The 17,789-nt window shown below is 43.1% G+C and carries 21 protein-coding genes; all 21 read right to left on the reverse strand.

Annotated features, from left to right (window positions below; all coding sequences use genetic code 11):
- Positions 1-165: 165 nt before the first annotated feature.
- Positions 166-810, reverse strand: a complete 645-nt coding sequence (locus HMPREF9469_RS01055) for a hypothetical protein (protein WP_007858296.1) — start codon at positions 808-810, stop codon at positions 166-168.
- Between the two features lie 56 nt (positions 811-866).
- The gene (locus HMPREF9469_RS01060) at positions 867-1,190 is read right to left on the reverse strand and encodes a helix-turn-helix domain-containing protein (RefSeq protein ID WP_007858297.1); all 324 of its coding nucleotides are present in this window, start codon (positions 1,188-1,190) and stop codon (positions 867-869) included.
- 382 nt (positions 1,191-1,572) lie between these two features.
- On the reverse strand, positions 1,573-2,931 hold the full coding sequence (locus HMPREF9469_RS01065) for an ATP-binding protein (protein ID WP_007858298.1): 1,359 nt from the start codon (positions 2,929-2,931) through the stop codon (positions 1,573-1,575).
- A gap of 131 nt (positions 2,932-3,062) precedes the next feature.
- On the reverse strand, positions 3,063-3,437 hold the full coding sequence (locus HMPREF9469_RS01070) for a DUF4313 domain-containing protein (protein WP_007858299.1): 375 nt from the start codon (positions 3,435-3,437) through the stop codon (positions 3,063-3,065).
- Positions 3,421-3,846: a DUF6809 family protein gene (locus HMPREF9469_RS01075; RefSeq protein WP_007858301.1), complete on the reverse strand. Its 426-nt coding sequence runs from the start codon at positions 3,844-3,846 to the stop codon at positions 3,421-3,423. The genes HMPREF9469_RS01070 and HMPREF9469_RS01075 overlap by 17 nt, the downstream gene beginning before the upstream one ends.
- Positions 3,847-3,850: 4 nt before the next feature.
- Positions 3,851-4,147 carry a hypothetical protein gene (locus tag HMPREF9469_RS01080; RefSeq protein ID WP_007858302.1) on the reverse strand — a complete coding sequence of 99 codons (297 nt, stop codon included), beginning with the start codon at positions 4,145-4,147 and terminating at the stop codon, positions 3,851-3,853.
- A 46-nt stretch (positions 4,148-4,193) separates the two neighbouring features.
- A complete protein-coding gene (locus HMPREF9469_RS01085) occupies positions 4,194-5,111 on the reverse strand; it encodes a phosphoadenosine phosphosulfate reductase domain-containing protein (RefSeq protein ID WP_117632740.1) in 918 nt (305 codons plus the stop codon).
- Positions 5,112-5,572: 461 nt separating this feature from the next.
- Positions 5,573-7,780 (reverse strand): PcfJ domain-containing protein, encoded by a 2,208-nt coding sequence (locus HMPREF9469_RS01090; protein WP_007858304.1) that lies wholly within the window; start codon positions 7,778-7,780, stop codon positions 5,573-5,575.
- Between the two features lie 3 nt (positions 7,781-7,783).
- Positions 7,784-8,344: a DUF7666 domain-containing protein gene (locus HMPREF9469_RS01095; RefSeq protein ID WP_007858305.1), complete on the reverse strand. Its 561-nt coding sequence runs from the start codon at positions 8,342-8,344 to the stop codon at positions 7,784-7,786.
- Complete coding sequence (locus HMPREF9469_RS01100) at positions 8,328-8,876, reverse strand: JAB domain-containing protein (protein ID WP_227883921.1); 549 nt, start codon at positions 8,874-8,876, stop codon at positions 8,328-8,330. Before HMPREF9469_RS01100 ends, HMPREF9469_RS01095 begins: the two co-directional genes overlap by 17 nt.
- 9 nt (positions 8,877-8,885) lie before the next feature.
- Complete coding sequence (locus tag HMPREF9469_RS01105; RefSeq protein ID WP_007858307.1) at positions 8,886-9,590, reverse strand: Cas9 inhibitor AcrIIA9 family protein; 705 nt, start codon at positions 9,588-9,590, stop codon at positions 8,886-8,888.
- A gap of 54 nt (positions 9,591-9,644) precedes the next feature.
- Positions 9,645-10,109 carry a hypothetical protein gene (locus HMPREF9469_RS01110; RefSeq protein ID WP_007858308.1) on the reverse strand — a complete coding sequence of 155 codons (465 nt, stop codon included), beginning with the start codon at positions 10,107-10,109 and terminating at the stop codon, positions 9,645-9,647.
- A 21-nt stretch (positions 10,110-10,130) separates the two neighbouring features.
- A complete protein-coding gene (locus HMPREF9469_RS01115) occupies positions 10,131-10,919 on the reverse strand; it encodes a hypothetical protein (protein ID WP_007858309.1) in 789 nt (262 codons plus the stop codon).
- A gap of 18 nt (positions 10,920-10,937) precedes the next feature.
- On the reverse strand, positions 10,938-11,831 hold the full coding sequence (locus tag HMPREF9469_RS01120; protein WP_007858310.1) for a phosphoadenosine phosphosulfate reductase family protein: 894 nt from the start codon (positions 11,829-11,831) through the stop codon (positions 10,938-10,940).
- Positions 11,832-11,998: 167 nt separating this feature from the next.
- Positions 11,999-12,367, reverse strand: a complete 369-nt coding sequence (locus tag HMPREF9469_RS01125) for a hypothetical protein (protein ID WP_007858313.1) — start codon at positions 12,365-12,367, stop codon at positions 11,999-12,001.
- A 12-nt stretch (positions 12,368-12,379) separates the two neighbouring features.
- Positions 12,380-13,327 carry a DUF5688 family protein gene (locus tag HMPREF9469_RS01130; RefSeq protein ID WP_007858315.1) on the reverse strand — a complete coding sequence of 316 codons (948 nt, stop codon included), beginning with the start codon at positions 13,325-13,327 and terminating at the stop codon, positions 12,380-12,382.
- The gene (locus tag HMPREF9469_RS01135) at positions 13,314-13,622 is read right to left on the reverse strand and encodes a hypothetical protein (RefSeq protein ID WP_007858317.1); all 309 of its coding nucleotides are present in this window, start codon (positions 13,620-13,622) and stop codon (positions 13,314-13,316) included. Before HMPREF9469_RS01135 ends, HMPREF9469_RS01130 begins: the two co-directional genes overlap by 14 nt.
- 414 nt (positions 13,623-14,036) lie before the next feature.
- A complete protein-coding gene (locus HMPREF9469_RS01145; RefSeq protein ID WP_007858319.1) occupies positions 14,037-14,525 on the reverse strand; it encodes a PIN domain-containing protein in 489 nt (162 codons plus the stop codon).
- A complete protein-coding gene (locus HMPREF9469_RS01150) occupies positions 14,518-14,772 on the reverse strand; it encodes a UPF0175 family protein (RefSeq protein ID WP_007858320.1) in 255 nt (84 codons plus the stop codon). Before HMPREF9469_RS01150 ends, HMPREF9469_RS01145 begins: the two co-directional genes overlap by 8 nt.
- Positions 14,773-14,911: 139 nt before the next feature.
- Positions 14,912-15,622, reverse strand: a complete 711-nt coding sequence (locus HMPREF9469_RS01155; protein ID WP_007858321.1) for a hypothetical protein — start codon at positions 15,620-15,622, stop codon at positions 14,912-14,914.
- 9 nt (positions 15,623-15,631) lie between these two features.
- Entirely contained in the window at positions 15,632-17,776 is a 2,145-nt protein-coding gene (locus HMPREF9469_RS01160) for a VWA domain-containing protein (protein ID WP_007858322.1), read from the reverse strand.
- Positions 17,777-17,789: the final 13 nt, after the last annotated feature.

The raw sequence follows: 17,789 nt of genomic DNA on the forward strand, positions 1-17,789 counted from the left end.
ACACCTCTATAAGCTACACCTCTATATGCTACACGCAAAAAGAAGAGCGTTTCGTCACTAGATTCATGCACCTGATTTTTAATATTATACTTCATCCTATTAGACTAATTATACGAGCATTTGTCGTGTCTATAAAACATATATGTCCTCTAACCATACCCAAAATTATTCTTTCCTCACTGGTGCATAAAAAATCGTAATATGAGCGTTATCATCCCCATAATCAATCATTACATAGTAATCCCGAATCATATACCATGTATGCCAATCTTCAAGAGAATAAACTTCACCAGTTTTAAAGTCCACCAAACATACATCCTTGAATTGACCATCTGCCAAATCAGCTTCTTTGCCTGTCATATTTTCAAACTTCTCTAGGCATTCGGAACATAGACGCTCTGAAAGTCTCTCCCAGTCAATTACACTTTTCTCTCCATAATTAACATCAATTTCAGCAATCCCTCGCTCATGCATTCCTCGGATTATAAACGTACATTCGCCTTCTCCATAAGAAGTAAATATTGTAGAGTTGCCGGACTGTTCAAAAATTTCTTTTCCAGAATCTTCATCATAACATCTCACCTGGCTGTCACTGATACCCCATTTATTGAGACAAATTATACCTATAGAATCAAATCGTCGGTAATAACCCATAAGGCTGTCCCCTCGTTTTCCACACAAGGCACAGTCATTTGAAACATTTGCAGATTCCTCTCCATCAGAAATTATAGATAAACTGGCCTTTGTTTGACAGCCATACAACAGACAACAGACTAACAAATAGGCTAAAAAACATATTTTCTTTTTCATAGTGGCTCCAGGACAATAAAAATGAGAGTCGGTCCATATTTTTTAGACCGTACCTCTCACTTCCGTCTGATTCCCTGTATATAAGTTTTCACAAGAACCCTCTCCTCATCAGCTAAAGAAAGCCATGTGTCCAGCACATGCCGCTGTTCTTCTGACAAATTTACAATCTTATCCTCTTCCATAAAGAATTGAGACAGTGTAATGCCAAAACCATCACAAATCTTTGATAATGTAATAATGTTAGGAAGACTTTTTCTGTTCAGAAGATTGGATAATGTGGATTGCTCAATTCCCGATACCTGCGCTAACCTATATCTTGTCATTTGACGTTTCTCGCACAATTCTTCAATCCGATTTATAACATAGTTTTCATCTAGCAAGTAGACTACACCTCAATTCTGTAATATTATATTACTATCATAAACAGAATTGAGGTATTATATCAGATTGTATTCTAAAAAGTATAATGCTTCATTTTTGAGTAGTATAATTCCAAAAAATATGTCCTTGTTTAATAGGGACTGTCATCTATATTAACATAATTAACTATTTTTTTAAAGAAGTATTTTATTGAGTCCAAAAGTCCAGCACCTCGTTTTCATTGGATAAGTCAGTCACAAATCTTTCTTTTCTAATATGTCCCATACACTTCTGCCCATCTCGCATGTTTTGTTCACTATAATATCAAACGGGCCGCATGTTCAAGGCGACCCGTTCATTTGTAAAGTAATTTAATTGATGTGTTAATGTACCCTATTACAGTTAAAAATGAAATCGTTCCAGTGTATAGATTGGTCTGGTAATTATTTTGCCCTCAACACCGCCATGGGTATTGCCTTTCAGGTAAAGAAGATAATCTGCCTTACCGTCAAAAAGCGCCTTTTTAGCTGTATTTCCAGTCTGCTTACCAGACTTTACCTCAATAACATACCGTGTCCGCTCTTTCAGACTTTGTACGTAAAAGTCGATTTCACCACTCTTATATGTGGCAAACGCTGGTGTCTCAAATGCAATCTGTTGTGGAAAATCCAGCCTTTTCACCAGGTTGATATAAACATAATTTTCATTAAGCGTCCCATTTATGGAAGCCTTGTCAAGACCAGCTTGTGTCATGTAGAAATTCGCAATTCCTAAATCCATAAAATAGCAACGTCTTCCCGGTTTAAAATCAAGAATATCAAGCTCTACAATTTTACCACAGAAGCCGATTATGCCAGAATGATACAACCAATTAATGGCGCGGACCACTGTTGCCTTGGATATATTGCTAGTACTGTCTTTGACAACCAATTTCTGTAATTCTTCCCCTATACTATCTTGTTCCAGCCCTTTTTTCTCTCTGGCAAGTATCCGGCATATATTAAGAAAAATGTCCGCAAAAACACTTACATCCAAAATATCTGTGAAATAACGCATGGATTCATTTAAAAAAGTTTCTATAATCCGCCTTAGTTCTTTGGTAGCAATTTCCAGCGAGCCGCTGGAAAGATATTTTTCCACAACGGCAGGATAACCGCCAATCTGGCAATAAATATTGTATAACTGCTTCAACTGCTCATAATAGTTTTTATCTTCAAACACAGAATTGCCAATCAGAAGATACATCCGAAACAATTCGATGTCTGCAGCTGCCAGATATTCTTCAAATGACAGGGTATAGATGGTCACGCTGGTGACATCGCCACTGGAGAATCGGAACTCCGGCTCCAACACCCGGCCAAGGTAACTGCCAGTCACAATAAAATGGCATTGAAACTGCCTTGTAAACTCCCTTATCCGATTGTATATGTCAGCAGATTCCTGTATTTCGTCAATAATAATAACGGTATCATCAGTATCTTCAAAGCTTTGATCGTAAAGGCAGAAAGCATCATGAAGCGGGTGCTCCGGTCGGGGTGTTCCCGGCATCCATGCAGTTGCCCGATTATAACATTCCAAAAACTGTTTGCCACTTAATTCAAAAAGGTTAATATATATCTTATGTTTGAAGTTCTCGTCTGCAAACTTATTGATGATATAGGTTTTACCAACCTGTCTGGCTCCCCGTACTTCCAGAGTGCTGTTACTGGATTCGTTTTTCCAATCCATAAGCTGCTGATAGACATTTCGTTTAATATACATAGCAAATCTCCCTTCTAAGAGAATATCTTTATTATATCAGATAGGACATGCGGATTCAATGCATGCAAGGTCATATAAAATATTTTAGGAAGCGGCATCTCTGCCGCTTCCCATAGTTCCATTCCCTGAGTTCACTTTCCGGCTCCTGATGACGATTCTATATAGTCCTCATACCCTTTCGGATCAATCTCCCGAAGTAAAGTTTCTTTAAATCGGTATTCTGGATAACTGCAATATCCGCTGCGCCCATATCTCCCAGCTGGGACTGCAAGACCATTACGAATAATCCATACAAGGATTTCCTGCCCATTATGATTGGTATCAATAAATGCACAGTCTTTTTCTCTTTTCCCCTCCAGATTCACCGTAAGAAAATCCCACGGTTCCGGATAGCCGTCTTCCCAACTGTACATCTGGATGGCAAGATTTCCATCCATGTAGGAATTTACCTCCAAAGATATTGAATAAATTTTCCCGTACTTGTTTAATTCAAATCGTCTCTCCATCTTTATTTTTCTCCTTTGTTTCCTTAAGTCCAGCCACAATTAAATTAACGGCCAGACGGTAACCATGCTGAAACATATAGCTGGCCTCATCTAAGCTCTGATCTTCAATTAGTGTAATACATTTTCGGAATAATGCCCACTGCTCCGGTGTCAGCTGTTCCTGCAACTCATCTTGTATAGAAATAATCTCTTTCAAATGATGATTTGAACATGTTTCTCCGGAACAGGCTCCGATTTCCAAATTGCCATAATAGAATTCCTCAAGGAAATTTTCTGGTATCGCTATCGGCAATGTGACTGATTCCGTTTTTTGCGATAAGGATACAGAAATATCTTCCAAAACCTGAATCAGCCTGGGCAGTTGTACCTCAAAAAAATTCTTTCCCATCTGTGTTTCATAAAAGTTCATATTGTTATCCATCCTTCCTGATTTCTCTGGGAACCTCATAAATTCGGAACCCACAATATTTGCCATAACAAGTTATAGAATCATCAATCAGTACTGACAGGTTTCTGAAATAATGACCTTTCTGAAAATCCGATTCACTCAGGACATCATAACATCCATACTCCCTCTCACCGATTTTTATAAGTTGTCCTTTAGCATCACTACCCATGACATTCTCATATTCAATCACGGCCAGTAGTTCTGCATACCCTTTTTCATTTTTGCAGTCAAATCTCCCATAAGCAACCACTCTCTCTTTCAATTTGTACCTCCAGTTTTCTAAGAAGTTTTCTAATTATCAAGAACCATTAAGCTGCAAACTTTCGCTCTCTCCTACAATTTTTTCCTACCCAATCCAACAGCCTCTTTTCTCCCAATTCCTCCATACAGTAATCGTACAGCCTGGGATTGAATTTTTTCAACCTCTTGAATTTACCAAAATCCGTAAGATGGCAGCCCACAGGGCAGAACATACAGCCAGTTCGCTGTTCCCCGGTGCATTGCAGCTTTCCCCCAGATGGAAAAAAGCACATTTGCCCTGGGACTTGTCCTGCCTCTACAACATCTCCATAGGGTTCGGCCAATTCAATGCTATTTTGGAGTTTATATTGAAGAACATCCTGCTCCCGCCAAAATTCCATCGGTCTGCTCATGGGACGGCGGCTTTCAAAACTGTTGCAGCCCGTCCTCAGATACGCTTCTTTCCTTCTAGCAGATTCCTCCGCCATCAATGCCAGAATCGGATGCCTGCCGGTCTGCTTTTCGTACAGGGCAACAGGCTCCTCTTTCTGCTTATCACAGCAAAACGGCGAAATCAGAATATCTGATTCATAGAGCGGCAGCCATTTTATGTACTGCTGACGATAGAGTGATTTTTTTCCTTCCAAATCCAGACCATTCAGCTTATTGAGCGCCCACTGCTTTCCTTGTCTTGCATACCATATAGTCTGTGCCACATCCTTACTCGGAAAGCACCAGCCGTATCGTATAATGATTTCTTTCAGCGGCATCACAGGTTTGAGCACTGTGATATTTTCCTGCCGCCTGACAAACTGCCGGATACCCGGGTATTCCATCCAGGTATCTACAAAAACAGCAGGAATCCGTCTGTCTTCTCTTCTTACGATATCCATGAGAATTGTTGAGTCTTTACCCCCGCTAAAGCTGATGTAAACCCCTTCGGTTCCATATTCGTTGATAAAGCTTCTTACCCGGTTTCTTGTCATTACCACTTTCACCTCTAAAGGCAATGACTGCCGGCAGCGCAGCGTATCCGCGCTAAGGATATATTTCATAACACCACGAACAAATCACTTCGTATCGTGGATAGGCCAATCGGCTTCCCCCTGCTACTTCGCCTGCTGTCCATCTAAGGGCTTTCAACCGTTTTCTCTTTTCATGTCCATACAGGGCTTACTTTCACGCAACTATTTGGCCTTTTCTCTAACGTCCTTACTCACCTTTGACGTTAAACCCGGTTTACCGGGATTTGTTATTACTCCTTTCCCTTAAAAATCAAATACGTCATAACAGCCGCACCGTGTAATGGGCAGTCTTTCCTGTTACAGGGATCGTTGCCCATATGTGTTCTCCTCCTTCCTGCGTAATCACACAGAGGCCAATGCTTTTGCACGGCCTCTTTTTGTTTCTCTTTTTGACTCACTCTCCACAAATCATGACCGTGGTATCAGGCTGCGGCAGAAAGGTCTGCTTTCTCACCTTCCCATTCTTCTCCCATACTGGATACCGCCTCCATCAAATCCGCTTCCAGGACATCCACCAAGAGTTTTCCAGCCAGATGACCATGCCAGATTTTAGCCTTTGTTTCTCTCAATTCCTTAAATTCCTTTTTCCTGAGCCTTATGCTCTCCTTAGCAAGAATAAAGTCCTCCTCCGTGAGACGCTTCTGTATTTCCCGCTGCCATTTCATAATAAAGCGCTTAGCCTTGTTAAAATCTGCATTCTGCTTATCTCCCGTGGTTCGTTTCTGCCTTGCGGTTCCGTCTGGCTCAATCTCCAGCGTATAGTAAGGGCAATCCAGAGCCTCTGTCTTTCTTAAAAATACAATGAAAGACTCCCTCCGCTGGATTCGGCCGAAATAGATATCGGTACGATCCAGGCAGTGTCCGAGGACTGCACCTTCGACGAGAATGTCTTCGACGGTTTTGGGGACAATGATTGTGTATTGTTTATCCCCGTATTCATATTTTTCTTGAATAGATCTACAGATAGAGTCAATATCCGGGTAATGTTCCAATATTTCTTCCGCCTGTTTAACTATCTCCTCTCCACCGCACAGGCTAACTGTCTCATCATGCTTCGCTACCAGATCCTTTGGTTTGAAAACTAGCTCTGCCTCTGTATCCGCTTTCAACCTCGATGCCATAAAAAGGTAATCCCGCCAAGTTGAAATCAGTTCCTTAACCGGCCTACCAGATAAAGCAGATTGTTTTTTCAGATAATTGCAGATTCTTACCAGACTCATTTTTTTCAGGATAAATCCCAAATCTGAGGGTTCTGCCTGCCACTGCTCCAGCTGTTTCAACATTTGATCCGGGTAATTCTTTTTATTCTGTTTCTCATATTTCAGCCATGCGAGATATTGAAAGCCTCCTTTATCCTTCCTCAAACGCCTCATCTGGTTCTTATCAATCCCTAACGCTTTTGCAAAGTCATGGGAGCTGTCTATCTCCAGTTCCCTCTTTCCCCCAAGAATATCTTTTACAACCATTATCAGTCCAGCTTTTGCCAACTGCTCCAAATAAGGCTTTTCTCTCAGTGTTTCCAGATAAACTTCCGGATCTAATCTGTCTGATTGCCTAATCAGCTCACTCAGACCGGTTCTGCTTAATTTTGTGCGGGCGAGATACAGCAGATTCCTACGGTATACGGCGCCCTCATAATCTCTGTTGTCATAATAATACATCCTATATGGATTGTAGCTGACCCGCTCCCCTTTTATCCAACGGGAATAGGAATTTTTATACAGACCATAATAAAATCTTGATGATTCCATTGCGCTGTTATAAATAACCCGCCGTTCCTCGAATATATACAGTTTTGGAGTTTCATACCCGCCTTTCGCATAATGCCGGAGAACTTTAAATTGCCGGAGAACTACATCGTCTCCACAAGGCTGAAGAAGATATGCTGTCTCCGCAGCCGTTTCAAATCTCCCTGTCCTTCCTTTGGCCTTATACTGAATCGTATGACGACAGCATGGGCATTTCCCCATCTTATTATGTTTTGGTTTTTTAATTGGAACTTCCTTCTCACACCATGAACAATACCCAGTCTGTATTTTTTTTCTGGAGTAATCATAGAAAATATAGTTATAGTGGATTGCCTGCTTGTCCACCCAGCGTTCCCAGTCTTTAGGCAGGGCCGGTACTCTTGACATGACAAAATCCCATGGTTCCGTTTCACGTCTGTGGCGTTCCTTCAGCTGTCTTTCACGCACGTCATTCTGATAATTAGAAATCCCGTTATAGCCATCTTCTGCTACATCCAGATACTGCTTCATCAGAAGATTGTCCTCCGGAGCCATATAACTTCTAGAAATTCTGTCATAAAAAATCCAATCCATATGATCAAGAATTGCTGTCTTCCACTTTCTGCGGGCAGTATCCCATGTAAAAAATCGTCCGGTATCCTTATCAATGTACAGCTCATATGCTGGTTTATTGCTGCCCATACGCATATCGTGTGTCTGAAAAAAAGAAACTTTCAAAATTCTTTCAATCACCTGGCAGCGCATATAAATATCGGTTTTATAATTTTCTACAACGGCTCCATACCACGTCTTTTCTTTTACCAGATGATCGTTTTCCGCCATTTTCATCATTTCATCAGTAGCGACCGTTTGATATGTCTTTCTCAGATATTCTTTTTTCATTCTCTATGCAGCCTCCTGCCTTCCCTTAATGCCATACCAGATATCCGGCATAATTTCTTCGCCGTCCACAACATAGATACCTGCTTCCGCGATTCTCTGGCTGTCCGGTTCCTCCTTTAAGAATCCCAGCACATCGCCAATCCGGCCCTTTGCCAGCGGCCTTTTTCCACGTACAACAGTAAATCCCCTATATGCTTCCCCCCGCTCTGTCTCTACTCTGAAATTTGTATCTTTTCTAAATGGGTACTCACAGATATATCGCAGGCTATGGGCGATAAACTCCGGTAATTCCAGTTGTTTTACAAGCCTCAACCTGGTACAGGAAATACGGCTGTCGTTGGCGTCTTCGTCAATGTCACCGTCTGCCAGAACCAGATAGTACAGGGCGCTGTCCCAATCCGGGTAATATGATAGGCAGTCTAGGGGATTTTCTGCACAGTGGAATCCGTTTCTGGCGCAGTTTGCTTCCGTCTCCTCATTCCATGTTCCCAGCTCATACTGGAAACGGTTTCCACACGCTGTACAGGATAGATCCTTGTCAAACCCTTTATAAGCGATTATCATAAATCCGGTGCCCCCCTTCTTCCAATTCATCCCTCGAACCGCTTTTCTGTTCCTTAAAACTATAATACTGCTCTTCTGTCACAATAATATGGTCAACCAGAGGAATCCCCAGCAGTTCACCCGCAGCTTCCAGCTTTTCTGTCATGAGCCTGTCTTCCCGGCTTGGCTCTGCGTCTCCGGACGGATGATTGTGGAAACATACTATCCCTGCCGCATTATTCAGAATGGCATGTTTAAATACCTCCCGCATCTCGACTAAGCAAGCGTTGAGTGTCCCCACCGATACAATCTCCACGGCCATAGGCTCCATTCGTGTATTGACGGACATCACCAGGAATAATTCCCGGTCTGCCGCAGAAATCATAGGTCTCACCATGTCCGCCGCTTCCTGCGGTTCTGTAAACCTGCTAATCCCATATAAACCTGTGCTTTCTCTTACTACCTGCAATCGAATTAAATCCACCCGCTTTCCTGGTATCGGCTGTCTTAACATATTCATTATTTTTTCTTGCTGCAAATACGCTTCCATCATATCCTCCTCTTACACAGTCATTCCTACATCAAACAAAGATATCTGTTCCTCTTCCGATTTGTTTTCTGTCCTGTCTGACGTATTATCCGGCTTTTTCTTTTCTTCTGTTTTTGCTTTTTTTGTCTGCCCTTTGCCTTTCTGCTTGCCTGCTGGCTTTTTACCCTCGATGGAAGTGGATAATTTTTCCAAAAAATTCTCTTCTGCTTCTTTTTCCTTCTGCTCCATCTGTTCCTTGTCATCAAGGGCATAATAATCCTGGACCCAGCTAAACACCGTATCGCTTGTCACAGCAAATCCCACACGAATCCGCTGATTCCTCGATTCCTCATCCACCAGTTCCCATGCTTTTTGCATTAAGTAGTCTACACACCGCTGCAATGTCTTATGGCTCTGAAGAATCTGAAACTCCATTTCCGGATTGCTACACTGTTTCAACAGAGCATTTCCAATGACATCTGCAAAATGGGGGTCTTTTAAATACAGCATTTCATCCAGAAGTTTCGCTCTGGCACTGGCATAAGTTTTCACCGTGTTTCCGCCGTCTACCAGAAAATAATGCTTTCCGGACAAGAATGCCTCAAGATCAGATTTTTTTATCTTGTTTTTTTCCGCAAGTGCTTCCAGGTCTTTCTTAAGTCCCATCTGCTTTAGTTTTGCCGCAAGTTGATTGACTGCCTGAACACTTTCCATCTTTTTAATCATCTTTTCTACCATTGCGTCCTCCTCCATAAAAACAGCCGGAGAAATCGTTTCCCCGGCCTTTCCGTTTTAGGCTGCTTCCATCTCCTGCTGCCCGTCATCCTCTGTCAGTTCTGTTCCTTCCTGCTCCATGTCACCATCTGCTTCCGCCTGTGTTGAACTCTCTCCCGATTCCTGTCCTTCTCCTCTCAGTTCTCTGTCCTCCCGGTCCAGAATATCCAGAAGCGCAAGAATCAATCCTTTGCACCAGATGTTCTCCCAATTCTTATTAAATTCCTGGACTTCAAGAATAACAAGGTCCCAATCTTCTTCCGCAAGCCCCTTTCCGCAAAATTTCTTGTAAAAAGCATAACTCTCATTCATCGCCGCATTATAATCAACAGCTGCAGCCTGATCCAGATTCCCTATGAAAGCCAGGAACAGCGGTTCTTCCTGATAGTTGTCCTTTAAGTCCTCCAGGCTGATTGCCTGAACCCCATTCAGGAAATGATGCATGTCGTTAAACAGGTTCTTCACCAGTGTCTGATAATACATTTTCATCCTCCTTATCATCCGCTAAGATACTTTTAATTCCGCAATATCCAGCTGACCGGTAATCTGCGCCTTTTCTCCGCTCTTTCCCCGTTTCCGTTTACCGGAGCGAAGCTTCTTTTCCATTCGTTTTCTGCACAAAGCCAGCGCCACAGCCAATCCTTCCTGACAGCTCTCTCTCTTCATTTTTAATAAATCCCCGTCCCTGATTGCCTGTTCCAGCACTTCTTCATGGTAAAACAGTCGGTAAGCCTCCCCTGTTTCCCTGTCATCATTTTGCAGTTCACAGAAATGTTCCTGCAGCCATTGATAATCAGGATTCTTTCTGTATGCATTCAGGGCCTTTCCTGCCGCTTCCTTGATTTCGACTTCGTTTGCCATGTAGGACTCGTCCATTACCGGAGGGAGCGGAGAATAATAGCATTCCGGATAGTGTTCTTCCGGCAATGCTTTTTCAATCTGTCTGAGAAATGCCTCAATTCCTTTACGGAGATTGTTTAAATAAATACCGTCAGACAATTCCGCCTCCAAAGCGCCTGTCTGCCTCCACAAATTCCAGCGGTCGTACAGCTCCTGGAGCCGTTCCTCATAACTTTGAGCAATCGACTTCATATCATCTGCCTGTTGGCGATTCCCACTATAGCCCTGACAAACCAGCATCTCCAGCTTTTCGTCATGAGACAATACGCCGCAGATATATCCGCTTTTACAAAACTTACACCCATAACGGTATTTTCCTGCCAGCCTGCCTTCCAATATCTCTTTCCTGTTAAAATCAATATTCCGGCAGTTCCTGCACGATTCTTTTTCCATTCTGCTTCCCTTTCCTTTCTAAGCAGCCATATCAATAAACTCACTTAAATCCATTTGACCCTCTACCTGTCTTTCCAACTTAGGTCCTCCATAGAGCCACCAGTTAAATACGCTTTCTCCATCTTTCCAGTTTCCCTTGGATTTTCCACTGGCGGTTCGGACCTGCACCATGCGGTCAAAGGTCGCAATATACGCCTGGCGGTAACCGGGATAACGCTGAAACTCACGAATCCGGTTTTTTGTACTTGCCAGCGGACAGCCGATACAGCCAATCCGGCAGAAGCCTTGATCATACAGACAGCAGTAAGGCAGATGATATTTGCGGATAAAATTCCATACCTCATCTTCTGTCCAGTCAATGATGGGATTCAATACCCGCTTTCCCTTTAGCTGGCATACCTCTACCTGACGTCGTACTTCCTCGTTATCGCAATTTAGGTAAATCATTTTTTTATTTTTTTCGTTTTTCCCCAGAATCTCAACGAAATTGCGTTCCATTCGCTTTGCACTTTCCTGCCAGCGGACTCCGGTGACGGTAAAGCATCCCTCTCCGCCCCGCTCTTTCAGCACTTCACAGCAGTATCTGGCCGTTCTGACTGGCGGAATCTGCTTTTTCACAATCAGGTTCCACATAGAATATTCCGGGTAATCAGTGGAGACCTCCGGGAAACTGCTGCGGATAAACCGAACCAGCTCCGGAGGATCTACTGTTGTCATATGATAATGCGCCTTAAACCGCACGCCTGCCATCTTCGCCAATGCATAAATCACAACACTGTCCTTGCCTCCGCTAAATGCCAGATAATATCCATCCGGATGGTAGCGTATGGCTGTGTCTTCAAATAGGCGAAACAGCGCCATTGCCCTGGCTTCTTTCTTCTCCAATTCATCAAATAGGATATATTGTTCCATTCTCTCCCGTCCTTCGCATGTATTATGCTGTTGACGGAAAAGCCATTCTCATCGGTGTGTCTTTTTACGCCGCTTACCGTTTCCTTTTTTCGGGGCTTCGGTACGCATTTACTTAACCCCTTACGGCAACCCGGAGTTTTCCCCGGGAAATGGGAGAATAGAACATTTTATGCCACAAGTGATATGGTTGCATAGGCAATCAGGTTAATCTCCAGAATTTGTACGTTGGAGATTCTCCGATATGGATACGCTTTGTTTTGTGCATCCACCCAGTCACGCAGCTCCATGTCAACTTCAATGTCTACATCCTCATGAAGGGAACGCAGCAAAAGATATTTTTTTGCAACCTTATAGTTTCCCCTGTTTGTCACATAGGAGTACGTTACTTCCAGTAAGGGGGGGGTCAGCCTTCCGGTCAGTATCTGCGCCGGATGAAGTTTTTTGATAAAATCCCGGTACTCTGCCGTTGCCGGGAACGTCCCTCCAACGCCTACCTCATCAAATACTGCCAAATCAGCAAACTTGTGGATATGCATATGCCCTCCTTCTTATGCAGCCGTTACTTTATTGTCCTCACGGCGGTAAAAGTAGGCATGGTCTGAAAGCCAGTCCTCTCTTGGAACGTCCTCTCTGTTTATATTCCTAATCATACAGGCCAGTTCTTCGGCTTCAATCTTTTCCTCATAGGGAAGCAACAGGACTTCATGGGTGCTGGACGGCAAAATAAACAAATCTTTTTTCAGAGCTTCCGAACACTTTTTCAAAGTCTCTGAATACAGAATGGCTGCAGCGCCATTAATTCCCAGTGTATTAGAGAGAATATAAAGGTATGGAAAACTATCCTCCCGCTCTATCTGCAACATATCCATTTCCCATTCATCTGTCGGATTTTTTCCTAAATCCTCCTCTAGTCCAAAAATCATTTCTTCCATGCTGCAGAACCTGGCTGGCATTCTCTCAGGCGTGTTCTTTCTTGCCACCTCATATAGGTCATATGCTGTGACATTCCAGACTTCCATGTGCTGATTCCGAACCAATGCAGTCATAATTCCCTGTTCCGTTTCCGATATGGAAACATAAAACACGATTGATAAATCCAGGTAGGGAATATGTGGAACCTGCATCAGTAGTTCCTTATTATCTTCCGTGTTAATTAGCTTAAATAAAATATTGTCCTTGACGTACTCATAATGAAGCAGCTTGTGCGACAGTTTAGATACTTCCCCCATCTCCTTTTCCTGCTGTTCATATGAAGCAAGAATATTCTCTATAATCCAGTTCAGTCGCTCCTCGTCAGGTTGTTTCATATACAACTCATACTGCTCCTGCAGATAAACCGCTGGAGCAACCGAGCTGCCTTTCTTTTGAAGCATAAGCTGATGCTCGACAATCGAGTTATTTTTAAGCGTATCCTTAACCTGTATTCTATACCCTTTTCCCAACCGCGTTTCCATCCTGTTCACAAGTTCCTTCGTAAAATCTTCAAATACCATCATTTGTTTTAACCTCCAATTTTTTTAAATTTCGTTTGACTGTAGAGCAATCACAGTCAAAAACAGCTGCAAGCATCTCTATGCCGCAGCCTTTCTCTTTCATTTCTTTCATAGCTCTCATTCGTTCTGACCTAGTTTCCAGGTGCTTTTTTACAGACATTTGCCTCCTTTTCATGAACTTCCTACAGATTGGATGATTCGGACCATATTGGTAAAGCTTTCTAGCCCTGCTGGCATCCACTCCTGTCAAAATGGCAATCAGCAAACAATAACAGCCATCCTCATCATAAAGCTTCACTGGCGTACCTCCTTTTTCTTACAAACCTCCTTCCTTCGTAATTTGATAAAGTTTTCGGCAGACAATTGATTGTGGGCTACACAATCAGCCTTTGCATACAACAAAAAAGAGACACCAGAACACATTTCATGTTTTGATGTCTCTCTCATTCCACAATTCACAGCAATCAGCCGCAAATCTTTTATTGAATACAATGGGTCTCTAACAAGCAATTGTTTACCTTTTTCTTTATCTGCTGCATACAGATTAAAAGTCACACTCCTGATTTTCATCAGAACAAAAAGCAGTTATAATCTTTCGATTATATAAATCAACTTTCGCTTTTTATTTTAACACCATATATAGAGTTTGTCAATATTGCAAGCTCTATATATGGTGTTCAGAGTTATTCGCTGTATGCATACAATTATGCTTTTACGATTCTCCCGCTTCATCTAAAACTATCCGCTCTACTGTTCCGCTTATATAAAAACCATTCTTCTTTATCTCTTCCAATACAGGAGCGATTACCGGGATAATGCCCGCTTTCTTTGCTTTCAGAAGAATCCCTAACGTTCCGGTGACGGTAAGTCCCAGATACTTCGCAGTCTTTTTCGCTGCATTATCGTCCAGAATTACCAAATCAGCCCGGACTCCTTCCTGGGCGAGAATCATGACTTCCACTTCTCCGTCATGCAGCTTGGCCTGGTACATTTTCTTATCAGACGGACTTAATATTCTCTCAACCCGTATCCAGTCCAACGAATTTTTTACAATCTGGCACGCGGAATCTTCTTTTTTTGTCACTTCGGCAAATACAGCCTCCGGAATCGTAATTTCCGTATATAATGTACGCAGTATCTCCAGTCTGCCTACATTACACAGGACGATGAGCGGTGTAGAGTTAACAATTACCCTACGCATTGCTCAGTTCCTCCATAAATTCTTTCTGGTCATCAAACCGGAAGATACTGATTTTATTCTGTCCCAGAAATTTGATGAAATCCTCTTCCGTCATACCCGCAATCTCTGCGCAATAGCCAATCGAAACATTGTTCTGCGTATAATAGCCCATGGCAACGGTTCTTCTCGCAAATGCTGCGGCGTCATCGGAACTCATATGCGTATCATATAGTACGGCTTCCGGTATCTTTATAACGATTTGACACATAGATTGGCCCTCTCTTTCTATCTCTATTATTTCCTGATTCACTTTCACAGCAGTTTAAACGACGCATTTTCCGCCGCCTGCACTGCTATTTATGTTCCCATTATAGCAGATTACCTGCCATAATGGGAACCCTTATTTTTTATGCCGCTTTTGAATCCTCGCCCTGTGACAGTAAGTCTACCACACCCTGAATTTCCTTTTTCAACATCAGATACAGGCTGTTAAAGTTCCCAATCCGGTTCCTACGGAAAGTAAATTCCTGTTCAAAAACCCGGATATAAGCTTCCGCCTTGGCAAACAAGGAGAACATATCCTTGTCATTGAGGAATAGACGGACTTTCCGTTCACAGATATAACTGTCCTTTTTGCAGTATTTTCCACCGTTGGAGTTTCTGACGGCTATGCCTCTGCCGTTCTGTATCTCCACAATCCAGGGGTAGTTACGCTTTTTTCCCTGGGCGTCTGTTTCATACCGGTTAATCTGCATTTTCTGCACAATACTATAACCGTTACTGTCTGGTTCTCCAAAAATCTTTTCCTGCGGAAAATCAAACTCCACTAAATGGGAAAACAGGGCGGAATAGATATATTTCACCTCCTCCGGGTTAATATTGGCATATACGCTTACCGTATTATCCCCTTTTCCTTTACTGTAATCCAGCATATTCAACCGGATAAGGGAACGCTTCCCTGCTTCCGCTTTCTCCCCGGCTGCATGGATATGCGCCGGGAACAGGTTGGACGCTGGTTTTAAATTATCACACAGCTCCAACAACGCCTTGTCTGTCTTGTAAATGGCAATTTGCCAAGATTCTTCTTTCGACCAGTCTTTTTTCTCATTCTGCTCCATATGCTTCTCCTATCTGATGTACTTTAAAAGCAGCTTTGCCAATTTGGCCGGCATGGCATTCAGATCCGAAATATTTAAAAATCCGTCCTGGTAAATATCCTCAATCTGCTCCCTGTCATCTCCAATGGCTGCGGCAAATAATGCCACTCCCCGCTTTGTCAGATTCCTCTTAATTTCCTGTAAATCTTTCTTTGCGGTTTCACCTCGGTAGTCTTCAGCATTCGGGGTTCCGTCTGAAATGAGAATCAGAATTTTATCCTCCTCCCGTTTTAACAGGCGCTCTCCCGCAAACAGGAGCGCTGCGCCGTCACGGTTCGTATCTCTGGCTCTCATATCCATCATACGCATGGCATCGTTTCCATCTGCGGAATCAAAATCCGCATAAGCGAAGATATCCACTACTTCCTCGTACCCACTGCCGCTCTTATTCAGTCTGTTATGAGTGCTGTGTCCATATACCATCGCAGGGATAGACAAGCTCCTGCAAAAATCATAGATCACCTGAACTGCTTCCCTGGCATATCCGATGCGGTCTCCACAGTGCATGGAGCCTGACTCGTCCACCAGGATTGCAATAGCAACCGAAAATCCTTCCTCCGGCAGTACCTTTTTCTCAAATATTTTTCCATCCTGCCGGAACAGATTCCCACGGCTTAGGCGCTTTCCCATGTAGAGGCCGGACAAGGTTCCCCCGTCCTTACGGGTCAGAATCTCCTCCACGGATTTCTGAAGCCGGTAAGACGCCTTTTTAATCTTGGGGAGAAGTTTGTTATAGGCAGACCTCTGTGGATCGGAAATAACACTGCTTCGGTGTATCTCTATCGGTACATTTTTATGAATCCCCTCCAGTTTTAAGTTGTCCGCTTCTTTATTCAGGGATTCTTTCAGACATTCTTCCTCCTGTCTGCTATACTGTTCCCTGGCTGCCTCATTTAGAATATCTGACAGCTTTCCCGCCATATCCCAGACATCTGCTTTCGTCTCTTCCTTTGTCTTCTGCTCATCAGCTCCTGCCACTAAAATCAAGTCCCTGCGCAATTCTTCCAGTGTCTCTTCCTCCGCTTCCTGGGACGCTGGTTCCGGAACATCATTCTCCTGTTGATTCTCAAATTCCTCTGCCCCGTCATCCAAACCTCCGTCCCAGCCGTCAATTTTCTCGCTCGCTCCTGTCTCTTCTCCACAAGCTTCACCTGAAATCGTAATCCAGGTAATCTTCTCTTTTAGATAGTCCTGAATCAATTTCCTCAGTTCTTCATTTGAACAGTTCTTCATCTCATCTTTTAAGTCCCGCTTTGCTGTCCGTATTTCCTGCTTCAAATATTTCCATATCTTAATCATTAGCCGGTTGCTGACATGGAAACGGATATCTAAGTCAGAGCTGTCCACTGCCTCATCAATCATCTTTCTGCAGGAACCCAGACAGGTTAAATATTTCTTTAAATATTCGTCCTCTACCTCTGTCTTTCCTGCCCTGGCGTACCGAAAGATTAAATCCATCATGACCGCCAGTTCCCCATCACCTGCTGCCTGCCGTTCTGTAAACGAGGGTATGCCTGAAATAATAGCTGCTGCATTTCTTTGAATCGCCAGACGGACGCTTCCCGGATATTCCAGACACATAAAGTTTTCTATGTATACGTCTTCCAGTATATTATTCAAATACGCTGCTGTTTTCTTCAAAATCTCTCTGGCTATTGGATCGCCTTTCAATAAATATCCCTTCATTTCCGTCCATGCCCGCTTATCTGCCGCTGTTTCTACTTCCGGCGGCACAGGATACACAAGCCCTTTCACGAATCCGCCCACATACCGTTCTCTCCGCATGAAATCAGAACATCTAAGATGACCACATTCATGAGCAATCAACCCCTCATGGCTTCTTACCCTTTCCTCACGGCTGTTAAAACGAACTGTTACCGGATTTGCAGCATTCAAATAGATGAATTTTCCATCTGTAAGCGCGGCATGATTGGTTTCGTTTTCCTGATACGCTATAACGAGCTCCACATCCCGTTTCTGTCCCAGCGCCTTTGCCAGTTTCCACAAAGCAGTGCGGTAAGATTCCGATAAAAACAGCTCTTTATCCGTGGTCATGTCCCGTATTCTGGCAATCTGTTTCCTCATACCATTCTTTGACATTTGTTTTACTGTCAAGTTTATCCCTCCT

Source organism: [Clostridium] citroniae WAL-17108, from assembly GCF_000233455.1.
Classification (GTDB): domain Bacteria; phylum Bacillota; class Clostridia; order Lachnospirales; family Lachnospiraceae; genus Enterocloster; species Enterocloster citroniae.